The sequence below is a fragment of the Kitasatospora sp. NPDC091335 genome (assembly GCF_044757205.1).
Taxonomy (GTDB): Bacteria; Actinomycetota; Actinomycetes; order Streptomycetales; family Streptomycetaceae; genus Kitasatospora.
Genome location: NZ_JBIVUM010000020.1, coordinates 26,526 through 38,801, shown reverse-complemented (window position 1 = coordinate 38,801; position 12,276 = coordinate 26,526). Strand labels below are relative to the sequence as shown.

Here is a 12,276-nt window from a genome sequence, read left to right as displayed (position 1 = left end):
ACCCCGCTCGAATCTCCGAGCATCCTCTCCGAATGGATAGCGCCTACATCGTGAAGCGAAAGATCCCCGATTCTGAAGTCCAGTTCGCCGCCAACAATGCCGCCTTAGCCATGGCAGCCGTCTGCCAAGTGGCGCGCGCGGATTCCGGCGTGTCCCGAGAAGAAGGGGACCGGCTCATCAAAGAGCAGATGCTTGCCGAGCTGTGCCAGCTCAGTCGTCGGCTCGGCCTCGCTCCCGACGCGGCGGTGGCCGAGCTGCTACGGGCGCTGTCGATTCTCTCGGGCGGCCTGTTGGCGGAGAACGCCCTTCTGGCCGACATGTCCGTGGCTGACCTCATCGAGATCCGGCAGATGGAACTGCGGTACGGAGGACCTGAAGGCGGAGAACAGCGGAGCAAGTGATGAGCGAGAACAAGAACACTTACCGCCTGACTGTGGCCATCACGGACCGCCAAGGGAGGAAGGTGTCGCGCGTCTACACCCCCTGGCGAGGCAGCGAGGATGAAGCGCGGCAGAAGTGGATTGCCTACGTGAAGGAATACATGCCCAAGGCAACGACCGAGGTACTGAGCTGCGAGTTCATTAGGTCGGACTGAAGGGGGGCGGTCGGCCGGGCAAGCACGGCCTCCGAATACGTCGTGGCCTCTTGCATCTCAGCACGTATCCGCAGGTCGGGAACAAGGTGCAAGGGTGATACGTTCTCCCAGGTGCTGGCCCACACCAGTTCGTACGGCAGCGCCAGCAGTTCCTCACCGTGCGACGGGTTCAGCCAGACCCGCAGCGGCTTCACCCGCTCGCGCGGCAGCGGTGCGTGGCGGGCCACCCAGGACTCCGGCAGCATCCGGTGCGTCCGGTAGCCGTCCGGGCGGCGGGTCTTGGGCGCCGCGTAGGGGTTGAGCGGCCCGTCGACGTCGAGCAGGAGCAGCGGCCGCCCGGTCATGCGGCCTCCGCCCACTCCCGCAGCCTGGCGAAGTCCCCGGCCAGCAGGCCGATCCGGGGATTGACGTGCAGGGTGAGGGCCGGCCCCGGGTGGTGGGCGGCGATCCACTCCTCGTCCTGCGGGCCGAGTTCGTCGTCCACCCAGACGAACGGGCGCCCGGCGGCCCAGGCGACCACGTCCCTGGTCTTCCAGTGCAGCCCGTCCCGGTCCTCGCCGAACAGGTCGGACCAGCGGATGTACGGGAGTTCGGGCAGACCGATGTGCGGGCCTATGTGGGTGTTGGCCTCGCCCATCCACCCGGTGGCCCACACCAGTTCGTACGGCAGCGCGAGCAGTTCCCCGCCGTGCGACGGGTTCAGCAGGACCCGCAGCGGCTTGACCCGCGCGGCGGGGGGCCTGGCGTGTCTGGCACGCGTGGCCTGCCGGGCCCGGACCGCCGCCAGGTGCTCCTGCTTCGCCACCCACCAGGCGGGGCTCAGCCGGTGGGTGTCGTAGCCCTCGGGCCTCCGCTCCGGCGCGGCGAAGGGATTGAGTGGTCCGTCCACGTCGAGGAGGAGCAGGGGCTGCTGGGTCATGCCTTGAATTCTCGGTCCGCCGGGGGCGCTTGACCAGCGATTTGCGGGTCACGATCGGGCTCCCCCACCGCCGTCCCCACCGCCGTCCCCGCCCCCGCCCCCGCCGCCGTCACGGGCGGGTCCACAGGTTGCGGGCGGCGAGCAGCGGCAGCACGCCCTCGCCGAACCAGTACGCCTCCTCCAGATGCGGCATCCCGCTCAGCACGAACTCGTCGATGCCCAGCCCGTGGTACTCGCAGATCAGGTCCGCGACCTCCCGGTGGCTGCCCACCAGCGCCGTCCCGGCGCCACCGCGCAGCAGCCCGATGCCTGCCCACAGGCCGGGATGCACCTCCAGCCGCCGCGCCGAGCCGCCGTGCAGCGCGAGCATCCTCCGCTGTCCCTCCGACTCGCTCTCGGCGAGCGCCCGTTGGGTCTCCCGTACCCGGCCCGGGTCCATCGCGGCGAGCAGCCGCTCGGTCTCCGCCCAGGCCTGCGCGGCAGTGTCCCGGGTGATCACGTGCAGCCGGATGCCGAACCGGACGGTCCGGCCCCTGGCGGCGGCCAGTTCGCGGATCCAGCGGATCTTCTCCCCCACCTGGGCGGGCGGTTCGCCCCAGGTCAGGTAGACGTCCGCGTGGTGGGCCGCGACGTCGCCGGCGGCCGGGGAGGAACCGCCGAAGTACACCGTCGGCACCGGGTCGGGCAGCCGGTTCAGCCGCGCTCCCTCGACCCTCAGGTGCGGCCCGTGGTGGTCGACCGTCTCGCCGGCCCAGAGCCGGCGGGTGATGTCCAGGAACTCCCCGGTCCGCGCGTACCGGGCGTCCTTGTTCAGGAAGTCCCCGTAGGCGCGCTGCTCGGCGGACTCCCCACCGGTCACCACGTTGAGCAACAGCCTTCCGCCGGACTGCCGTTGGTAGGTCGCGGCCATCTGCGCGGCCAGTGTCGGGCTGATCTGCCCGGGCCGGAACGCCACCAGGTACTTCAGCCGCTCGGTCACCTGGCTCAGCATCGCGGTGGTCAGCCAGGCGTCCTCGCACCAGGCCCCGGTCGGTGTCAGTACCCCCTCGAAGCCCAACTGCTCGGCGCTGCGGGCGATCTGCCCGAGGTAGCCGACGCTCGGCGGCCGGTGGGAGCCGGCCGCGCCGGGCGTGGAGCCGTGACCGCCGCCGACGATCAGCCGGCTGTCGCCGTTGGTGGGGAGGAACCAGTGGAAGGTGAGAGCCATGGACGGACACACTCCTGGGGCGGGGACTGCCTGCGGTCGGTTGACGGAACCCACCGACTGCGACACCCCGCCGCCCACACCCGTCCCAGGTCCACGTGCAGCCTGCGCACGAGAAGCGGTCGGCCCGAAGCGGTCATGCCCCGATTCTCCGCGACTCCTCCACCCCGATCAAGACGCCCGAGCAGGACGCCCCGAGCAGGACGCCCGGCCAGGACGCCCCCGCCGTCGGCGGGCGTACGAACGTCCCGGACAGCCGAACGGCCGCAGGCCCCCTCCTGCACCGGGAGGGGGCCTGCGGCCGTGGCGTGCGCGCCTCGTGGCGCGGCGGATCAGACCTGGCCGGCCTTCTCCAGGGCCTCGCAGCAGGTGTTGATCATGAGCCGGGTGACGACGTAGGGGTCGACGTTGGCGTTCGGGCGGCGGTCCTCGATGTAGCCCTTCTTGTCCACCTCGACCTGCCACGGGATGCGCACCGAGGCACCACGGTCGGAGACGCCGTAGCTGTAGGAGTTCCACGGGGCGGTCTCGTGCTTGCCGGTCAGGCGGGACTCGATGTCGGCGCCGTACTGGGTGACGTGCTCCAGCACCTTCTCCTGGGAGCTGCCGAGCGCCTCGCAGGCGGTGATGATGGCGTCGTAGCCCTCGCGCATCGCCTTGGTGGAGAAGTTGGTGTGGGCGCCGGCGCCGTTCCAGTCGCCGCGGACGGGCTTCGCGTCGAGGGTGGCGTCGATGCCGAACTCCTCGGCGGTGCGGTAGAGCAGGTAGCGGGCGACCCACATGTCGTCGGAGACGGTCAGCGCGTCGACCGGGCCGATCTGGAACTCCCACTGGCCGGGCATGACCTCGGCGTTGATGCCGCAGATGGCCAGGCCGGCGCCGATGCAGCGGTCCAGGTGCAGCTCGACGATCTCGCGGCCGAAGACCTCCTCGGCGCCGACGCCGCAGTAGTAGCCGCCCTGCGGGGCCGGGTAGCCGCCCTCCGGGAAGCCGAGCGGGCGGGAGCCCTTGAAGAAGGTGTACTCCTGCTCGATGCCGAAGATCGACTCCTGCGCGGCGTACTTCTCGGCGACCTCGCGCAGCAGTGCGCGGGTGTTGGAGACGTGCGGGGTGCCGTCCGTCTCCAGGACCTCGCAGAGGACCAGGATGTTGTCGCCACCGCGGATCGGGTCCGGAATGACCCGCACCGGGTCCAGCACGCGGTCCGAGGCGTGGCCCTCGGCCTGGCTGGTCGAGGAACCGTCGAAGCCCCAGGTCGGGATCTTGTCGGCGTTGGGCAGGACGCGAGTCTTGGAACGGAGCTTCGCGGTCGGCTTGGTGCCGTCGATCCAGATGTACTCGGCCTTGATTGCCACGGCGTGTCCCTCGCATTGCTGGCTGGTGGGTGCCCGCGTAGCGTCGCAAGCCGCCGTTTCCCGGTTGTTCCTCTCGTGTAACGCGCATGTGAACCAACCGTCCGCATCGGCACGGTCACGGTGCGGGAGTGCCGGGGACGGCACTCCCGCCGTTCCGGGTGCCGTCAGTGACGGCGGGCGTGCGCGGCGCGACGGCGCCGGGTGGCCCACAGCGCGGCCGCCCCGCCCGCGACCAGCGCGGCGGCGCCGGCCGCGAGCGGGCCGGTGGCGCTGCTGCCGCCGGTGGCCGCCAGCTTCTCCGACGGCTGCGACGACTGCCGCGACTTCTCCGGCTTCTCCGCTCCGGCCTGCGGGTCGGCGGCCCGCGAGGCGGTGGTGTCGGCGACCGGCTGGGCGGCGGGCGCGCTGGTGGGCGCGGCGCTCGGGGCGGCCGGGCCCGACGGGGTGGCCGGCGGCGCGGTGGGCTTCTCACAGCTCACCGAGGCGACGGTGATCTTCCCGGTGACCTTGGCGACGTTCAGGTTCAGCGGGTTCACCTCCACCTGCACCTCCAGGGCCGAGGCGGCGGCGGTGGTCGTGGTGACGGTCTTCTTGGAGAACTCCACCGAGACGCTGCCGATCAGCGGCACCTCCACCTTGGTCGGCCCGTACAGGCCGATGGTGACCGGCTTGCCGAGCACACTGAGCCTGACCGGCGCGATCACGTCGGCGGTCGGCTTCCCGTCGACCGGACAGGTCGCCTCGGCGCTCATCGCCTCCAGGCCCAGCAGCGCGGTGGCGGGCAGGCCCGGGGCGTGCACGTCGGCGTTGACCAGCTTGACGGAGGCGGTGGCGCCCTTGGCGTCGACGCGGGTCACCGACTTGCCGACGTCCGCCTTGACCAGGGTGACCGGACCCTGCTGGTCGACCCCGGCCACCGTGGCGGTGAGCATCGAGCCGTCGCGCTGCGCGGGCGACTCCACCTTGTTCAGCGCGATGTTCACCGGGACGTCCACCGCCTTGTTCAGCAGGCTGACGTCCAGGTCGAGTTCGGCGGTGACGGCGCGCGCCTTACCGGGCGACGGGGCGGGTTCGGCCGCCTGGACGGGCGCGGCGGTGAGCAGCGTGCTCGCCACCAGCGCGGTGGCCGCGGCAGCGGCGGAAGCGGAAACGATTCGGCGAGAAGACATGGCGATACCCCCACACGGATGAAACGATGAGACGCCAGTCTTCTCGAACAATCCGTCACATGAGTAACACGGAACGTCATTTCACTCGTTGGAGTGAGATTGACGTTTCGTGCTGACTCAACTCCGCTCCGGAATCGCCGAATTGCGGTCGCAAACCGCTACGGCAGCCGCCAGTCCACCGGCTGCGCCCCCTGCCGCACCAGCAGCTCGTTGGCCCGGCTGAACGGCCGCGAGCCGAAGAAGCCGCTGTTCGCCGAGTACGGGCTCGGGTGCGCCGACTCGATCGCCGGGATGTCCCCGAGCAGCGGCCGCAGGTTGCGGGCGTCACGCCCCCACAGGATCGCCACCAGCGGACCGCCGCGCGCCGCCAGCGCCCGGATCGCCTGCTCGGTGACCTCCTCCCAGCCCTTGCCCCGGTGCGCGGCCGGCTTGCGCGGCGCGGTGGTCAGCGCCCGGTTGAGCAGCAGCACGCCCTGCTTCGTCCACGGGGTGAGGTCCCCGTCGGACGGCTGCGGCAGGCCCAGGTCGTTCCCGTACTCCTGGTAGATGTTGATCAGGCTCGCCGGGATCGGCCGCACCTCCGGCCCCACCGAGAAGCTGAGCCCGACGGCGTGGCCCGGGGTCGGGTACGGGTCCTGCCCGACGATCAGCACCCGCACGTCGGCGAAGGGCTGCTGGAAGGCCCGCAGCACGTTCGGGCCGGAGGGCAGGTAGGTACGGCCTGCGGCCAGTTCGGCGCGCAGGAAGTCGCCCATCGCGGCGACCCGTCCGGTGACGGGTTCCAGGGCGGTGGCCCAGCCGGGCTCGACGATCTCGTTCAGTGGACGCGGTGCCATGGTCGCCACCCTATCGGCCTACACCGACAGGGCGTTCAGCGGATGATCATGTGAACGAGGCCCGGCGAGGGCCCGGCGAGCGCCGCCCGGACCACCCGCCCGGACCACCCGCCCGAAGCACCCGCCCGAAGCACCCGCCCCGCCACCCCGGCCCGCCACCGCGGCCACCGCGGCCACCCCGGCCGCCCCGACGCGGCTACCCGACCGGCCGCCCCCGCAGCACCACCAGCCGCGGGTCGGCGAGCACCCGGACGTCCGCCCGCGGGTCCTGCGCGTACACCACGAAGTCCGCCGGCGCGCCCTCCTCCAGCCCCGGCCGCCCCAGCCACTCACGCGCCCCCCAGCTCGCCGCCGACAGCGCCTCGGCCGGGCTCAGCCCCGCCCTGACCAGCTCCGCCACCTCGTCCGCGACCAGCCCGTGCGCCAGCGAGCCGCCCGCGTCGGTACCGACGAACACCGGGATGCCGGCCTCGTGCGCGGCGCCCACGGTGTCGTACCGGCGCTCGTGCAGCCGCCGCATGTGCGCCGCCCAGGCCGGGAACCTGCCCTCGCCGCCGGCCGCGAGGTCGGGGAAGGTCGCGATGTTGACCAGGGTCGGCACGATCGCCACCCCGCGCTCGGCGAAGACCGGGATCAGCTCCTCGGTCAGCCCGGTGGCGTGCTCGACGCAGTCGATCCCGGCCGCCAGCAGGTCCGGCAGCGACTCGGCGGAGAAGCAGTGCGCGGTGACCCGCGCGCCCTCCTCGTGCGCCGCCGCGATCGCCTCGGCGAGCGCGTCGCCCGGCCAGCAGGCGGCGAGGTCGCCGCGCTCGCGGTCGATCCAGTCGCCGACCAGCTTCACCCAGCCGTCCCCGCGCCTGGCCTCGGCCCGGACGTAGGCGGCCAGGTCGCCGGGCTCGATCTCGTGCGCGTAGTTGCGGATGTAGCGGCGGGTGCGGGCGATGTGCCGCCCGGCGCGGATGATCCGGGGCAGGTCCTCGCGCTCGTCGATCCAGCGGGTGTCGGCGGCCGAGCCCGCGTCGCGGATCAGCAGGGTGCCGGCGTCCCGGTCGGTGAGCGCCTGCTTCTCGCTGGTCTCGGCGTCCACCGCGCCGTGCGCGTCCAGGCCGACGTGGCAGTGGGCGTCCACCAGACCGGGCAGCACCCAGCCGGTCACCGTCCGCACGTCCCCGGCGGTCGGCGGGCGGGTGAAGCTCACCCGGCCGTCCACCACCCAGAGTTCGTCCCGGACGTCCTGCGGACCGACCAGCACCCGACCCCGCACGTGCAGCACCGCGCCATCGCTCATGGCCGCACTCTACCGACGGGCGGGTTCCGTGTAAGCGGTCACCATGGGGCAGACTCGTTGCCGGCACCCCCACCCCGCGAAAGGCGATAAAGACGTGAGTCCCTTCCTCGACCTGCCCCCGCTCAGCGCCGCCGAGTTCGCGGCGATCGAGGACCGGGTGGCCTCGCTGCTGCACACCGAGGCCGACGTGATCGTCACCCAGGGCGAGGCCCTGCTCCCCCTGGAGGCCGCGATCCGCGGCGCCGCGCACCCCGGCTCGACCGCCCTGAACATCGTCACCGGCCCGTACGGGCAGACCTTCGGCAACTGGCTGCGCTCCTGCGGCGCGAAGGTCGTCGACCTGGCCGCCCCGTTCGACAGCGCGGTGAGCGCCGAGCAGGTGGCCGAGGCCCTGGAGAGCACGCCGGAGATCGACTTCGTCTCCCTGGTGCACGCCGAGGCCGCCACCGGCAACACCAACCCGGTCGCCGGGATCGGTGCCGCGGTGCGCGAGCACGGCGCGCTGCTGATGCTCGACGCGGTCGCCTCCGTCGCGGCCGAGCCGCTGCTCACCGACGAGTGGGGCGTCGACCTGTGCGTCATCGGCGGCCAGAAGGCGATGGGCGGCCCGGCCGGGGTGTCCGCCGTGTCCGTCTCCGAGCGCGCCTGGGAGCGGATCACCGCCAACCCGGCCGCCCCGCGCCGCTCCTACCTCTCGCTGCTCGACTGGAAGGAGCGCTGGACCGACGCCGGCCGCACCGTACTGCCGCACGCCCCGGCCCAGTTGGAGATGCTCGCGCTCGGCGCCTGCCTGGACCGGATCGCCGCCGACGGCCTGCCCGCCGTGATCGCCCGCCACCGCGCCGCCTCCGCCGCCACCCGGGCCGGGGTCCGCGCGCTCGGCACCCTGTCCCCGTACGTCGTCGAGGACGCCCACGCGGCCCCGGTCGCCACCACCCTGCGCACCCCGGACGGCGTCGACGCGACCGCCCTCGCCGCCCGCCTCGACCCGGCCCTGCCGGTCCAGCCGGGCGGCGGCGCGCTGGCCGGCTCGATGCTGCGGGTCAACCACTACGGCCGGGCGGCCTCGCCGGACACCGTCCGCGCCTGCCTCACCGGCCTCGCCGGGGCGACGGACGCCGACCCGGCGCCCGCCCTGGCCGCCGCCGAGGCCGCCTGGAGCGCGGCCGTCGCGGCCTGAGCGACCCGCCCGCACACGGCGGCGGGGGGGGGGGGGGGGGGCCCGCGGCGGCCCCCCCCCCCCCCCCCCGGCCCCCCCCGCCGGGGCGCCCCCCCCCCCCCCCCCCGAGCCCGCCCCCACCAACCCCCCCCCCCCCCCCCGCCGCCGTACCCGGGCTCAGTGCCCGTTGACGTCCACCACCTCGACGCCCCGGATGTTCCGCTCGATCTCCTCCGCCGACAGCGCGATCGCCAGCGCCCAGTAGTAGACGACCAGCGAGAACACCACCACGACGGCGATGTCCCACCACAGCGGCAGGTTCCCCCGCGCGCCCACCCCGAAGGTGCCCTGCCAGGAGATCAGACCCATGCCGACCAGGTAGACCGGCAGCCACTGCCCGGCCCCGAAGTCCATCCGGGGCGCGTTCGGCACCCCCTTCGAGCGCGCGTACCAGGAGTACCCGCCGAGCAGCAGGTAACCGGTCACGATCGCCAGGCCCAGCCGCCACAGGGTGTCCCAGCCGGACCAGTAGACGACCAGGCTCGCCACCACGAAGGCCAGCGGCGAGACCACCGCGCCGCCGGGCAGGTGGTACGAGCGCTCCATCCCCGGCAGCCGCTTGCGCAGCACCCCGAAGGCCAGCGGCGCGCCCGCGTACATCAGCACCACCGCCGAGGTGATGAACCCGACCAGCCGCTGCCAGCTCGGGAAGGGCAGGAAGCAGATCACCCCGGCCGCCCAGGCGATGAGCAGGCCGAGCCAGGGCACCGCGCGCTTGTCGGTGGACTGGAGGGCCGGCGGCGCGTAGCCGTTGCGGCTCAGGCCGTAGGTGACCCGGGAGCTGGAGGTGATGTAGACCAGCCCGGTGCCGGCCGGTGAGATCACCGCGTCGACGAACAGCACGGTGGCCAGCCAGCCGAGGCCGATCAGGGTCGCGAGGCCGGCGAACGGCCCGCTGATCCCCGGGTAGTCGAGGGTGCTCCAGCCCTGGGCGAAGGTCTCCGGCGGCAGCGCGCCGATGAACACCACCTGGAGCATCACGTAGACGACGGTGCCGACCACGACCGAGCCGAGCACGGCGCGCGGGATGTCCCGGCGCGGGTTGCGGCTCTCCCCCGCCCACTGGATGGCCTGCTCGAAGCCGAGCAGCGCGAAGATCACCCCGCTGCTGCTGATCGCCGTCAGCACGCCCTTGGCGCCGTCCGGCGCGAAGCCGTGCACGTCGAAGTTGGAGGCGTGGAACTCGGTGAGGCCGAGCGCGAAGATCGTCAGCACCGGGATGGCGACCTTCCACACGGTGGCCGCGCTGTTGGTGTGCGCGAGCAGCCGGACGCCGAGGAAGTTGACCGCGACGAACACCCCGAGCAGGAGGGCCGCGACCACGAAGCCGAGCCCGGTGAGGGTCAGGTCGTCGTGCAGCAGGCCGCGCGCCCAGGTCCAGTGCCGGGCGTAGTTGATCATCGCCTGCACCTCGATCGGCGCGATGGTCGCGGCCTGGAGCCAGGTGAACCAGCCGAAGGACATCCCGGCGAACCCGCCGAAGGCGTAGTGCGGGTAGCGCGCCGTGCCGCCGGCCACCGGGAACAGCCCGCCCAGTTCGGCGTGCACCAGCGCCAGCAGGATGATCGCCACCGCGCCGATGCCCCAGGACAGAAGCGCCGCCGGCCCGGCCGCCACCACCGCCTTCTGCGCCCCGAACAGCCAGCCGGATCCGATGATCGCCCCGACCGAGGCCCAGAGCAGTCCGACGACGCCGACTTCGCGCCGCAGCCCGGTGCGCCCCGAGGCCGGCGGGTTGGAGGAGGAGTGGGCCATGGCCGGTCACCTCTCGAAGCAGGAGGAATTCCTCCGACAGTGCCGCAGCCCCACCGCCTCCCCGCCCCGGGACACCCCGCACCCCGCTCCCCTCACTCGAACAGCCCGTCGGGTGCGACCTCCCGGCACAGTTCCCGCAGCGTTCACCTGCCGGGCACGCGGAACTCACCGGGGGCAGGCAGGCTCCAGACCGCGGAGTGAAGTTGGCTATACAACTTCAGCCGATACGACAGCCGTAGTCCCGCCGAGGAGGAGACCGATGACCGAGCTGCCGCCGTACTGGCTGCGCGACAACTGCCCGTGCGCCGAGTGCCGGGACCCGCGCAACGGACAGAAGCTGTTCCAGATCGGCGACCTGCCGCAGGGGCTCGCGATCGCGACGAGCACCGAGGCCGACGGGCACCTGGAGGTGCTCTGGTCGGACGGGCACCGCTCCCGCTACCCGCTGGAGTGGCTCGCCGAGACGGACGGGGGCGACGGGCGCACCGAGCGGGACAAGCGGCTCTGGACGGCCGCGGACTTCGCGCCCGGCATCCCGGAGGCCCGGTGGGAGGCCTACCTGACCGACCCGGCCGAGCAGGCCGCCGTGCTGGCCGCGGTACGGAGCGACGGCTTCGCGGTGCTGCGCGGGGTGCCGGCGCTGGAGCGGCAGGTGCTGCGGGTGGCGGAGAGCTTCGGGTACGTCCGGGTCACCAACTACGGGGAGCTGTTCGACGTCCGGGTCGAGCCGGACCCGAACAACCTGGCCTTCACCAGCGTCGCCATCGCCCCGCACAGCGACAACCCGTACCGGGACCCGGTGCCGACGCTCCAGTTGCTGCACTGCCTGGAGAACTCGGCGACCGGCGGCGACTCCGGCCTGGTGGACGGGTTCAAGGCGGCGGCCCTGCTGCGCGAGGAGGCGCCGGACGACTTCGGGACGCTCACCCGCACGCCCGTCCCGTTCGTGTTCCGCGACCACCGCACCGAACTTCGCGCCGACCGCCCGCTGATCGACGTGGGCGCCGACGGGAGGATCCGCGAGGTCAGGTTCAACAACCGGTCGATCGGCACCCTGCGGGGCGAGGGCCTGGGCGCCTTCTACACCGCCTACCGCCGCTTCGCCGCGATCACCCTGCGCCCCGAGCTCCAGCTCACCTTCCGGCTCACCCCCGGCGACTGCCTGATCTTCGACAACACCCGTCTGCTGCACGCCCGTACGGCCTTCCAGCAGGACGGCCACCGGCATCTCCAGGGCTGCTACGCCGACGTGGACGGGCTGAACAGCACCCTCGCCGTGCTGCGCCGCCGCGCCGCCGCGCTGGACGCGATCGCCGCCCTGTTCGCGGGCGAGGGCGCCGGGGAGTACCTGGGCGAGGAGGTCACCATGGCCGAGCACATGCTCCAGGCCGCCGCTGCCGCCGAGGCCGCGGGGGCGCCGGACCACCTGGTCGCCGCCGCACTGCTGCACGACATCGGGCACTTCTTCGACGCGCACGGCCAGGAGTCCTCACACGGACAGAATCTGATGAAGGGTCAGGACAACCGGCACAGCGACTCGGGGGCCGACTGGCTGGCCCGCTGGTTCGACCCCGAGGTCACCGAGCCGGTCCGGCTGCACGTGGCCGCCAAGCGCTACCTGTGCGCGGTCGAGCCCGGCTACCGGGAGAAGCTCTCCGCCGCCTCCGAGTACACGCTGAACGTCCAGGGCGGCCCGATGGACGAGCGCCAGGCCGCCGCCTTCGCCGAACTCCCGGGCGCCCGGGACGCGGTGGCGGTGCGGCGCTGGGACGAGCAGGCGAAGGTGGCCGGCGCGCCGACGCCGGGCTTCGCTCACTACCGCCCGCTGCTCGCCGCGCTCATGCGGTAGCGGGGCAGGACGGACGGGGCAGGCAGGGCGGACGGAACGGGCGGGGCAGGCGGGTCGGGGCGGGCGGGGCGGGCCGGCCCGCCCGTC

General features: G+C 73.1%; 10 protein-coding genes and 1 pseudogene. 3 read left to right on the top strand and 8 right to left on the bottom strand.

Annotation, left to right across the window (positions count from 1 at the left end; all coding sequences use genetic code 11):
- Positions 1–32: 32 nt before the first annotated feature.
- Positions 33–401 carry a hypothetical protein gene (locus ACIQOW_RS32535; RefSeq protein ID WP_401091025.1) on the top strand — a complete coding sequence of 123 codons (369 nt, stop codon included), beginning with the start codon at positions 33–35 and terminating at the stop codon, positions 399–401.
- 301 nt (positions 402–702) lie between these two features.
- On the opposite strand, the pseudogene ACIQOW_RS32530 reads toward ACIQOW_RS32535, so the two are convergent.
- The 7 genes and pseudogenes from ACIQOW_RS32530 to ACIQOW_RS32500 form a co-directional block, all read right to left on the bottom strand.
- Positions 703–939, bottom strand: a pseudogene (locus ACIQOW_RS32530) (hypothetical protein); the annotation flags it as partial.
- Entirely contained in the window at positions 936–1,514 is a 579-nt protein-coding gene (locus ACIQOW_RS32525) for a hypothetical protein (protein ID WP_401091023.1), read from the bottom strand. The pseudogene ACIQOW_RS32530 and the gene ACIQOW_RS32525, both read right to left, overlap by 4 nt.
- Before the next feature lie 109 nt (positions 1,515–1,623).
- Positions 1,624–2,721, bottom strand: a complete 1,098-nt coding sequence (locus ACIQOW_RS32520) for an LLM class flavin-dependent oxidoreductase (protein ID WP_401091021.1) — start codon at positions 2,719–2,721, stop codon at positions 1,624–1,626.
- Between the two features lie 329 nt (positions 2,722–3,050).
- The gene (gene glnII / locus ACIQOW_RS32515) at positions 3,051–4,073 is read right to left on the bottom strand and encodes a glutamine synthetase (protein WP_188299825.1); all 1,023 of its coding nucleotides are present in this window, start codon (positions 4,071–4,073) and stop codon (positions 3,051–3,053) included.
- Positions 4,074–4,237: 164 nt separating this feature from the next.
- Complete coding sequence (locus ACIQOW_RS32510; RefSeq protein WP_401091019.1) at positions 4,238–5,242, bottom strand: SCO1860 family LAETG-anchored protein; 1,005 nt, start codon at positions 5,240–5,242, stop codon at positions 4,238–4,240.
- 158 nt (positions 5,243–5,400) lie between these two features.
- A complete protein-coding gene (locus tag ACIQOW_RS32505; protein WP_401091018.1) occupies positions 5,401–6,078 on the bottom strand; it encodes a uracil-DNA glycosylase in 678 nt (225 codons plus the stop codon).
- 196 nt (positions 6,079–6,274) lie between these two features.
- Complete coding sequence (locus tag ACIQOW_RS32500; protein WP_401091017.1) at positions 6,275–7,366, bottom strand: amidohydrolase family protein; 1,092 nt, start codon at positions 7,364–7,366, stop codon at positions 6,275–6,277.
- Between the two features lie 43 nt (positions 7,367–7,409).
- On the opposite strand from ACIQOW_RS32500, the gene ACIQOW_RS32495 reads away from it, so the two are divergent.
- On the top strand, positions 7,410–8,546 hold the full coding sequence (locus ACIQOW_RS32495) for a pyridoxal-phosphate-dependent aminotransferase family protein (protein WP_401091015.1): 1,137 nt from the start codon (positions 7,410–7,412) through the stop codon (positions 8,544–8,546).
- Between the two features lie 156 nt (positions 8,547–8,702).
- On the opposite strand, the gene ACIQOW_RS32490 is transcribed toward ACIQOW_RS32495, so the two are convergent.
- Entirely contained in the window at positions 8,703–10,340 is a 1,638-nt protein-coding gene (locus ACIQOW_RS32490) for an APC family permease (RefSeq protein ID WP_401091013.1), read from the bottom strand.
- A gap of 259 nt (positions 10,341–10,599) precedes the next feature.
- Between ACIQOW_RS32490 and ACIQOW_RS32485 the strand changes: the two genes are divergently transcribed.
- On the top strand, positions 10,600–12,189 hold the full coding sequence (locus ACIQOW_RS32485; RefSeq protein ID WP_401091011.1) for a TauD/TfdA family dioxygenase: 1,590 nt from the start codon (positions 10,600–10,602) through the stop codon (positions 12,187–12,189).
- The last annotated feature ends 87 nt before the right edge of the window (positions 12,190–12,276 follow it).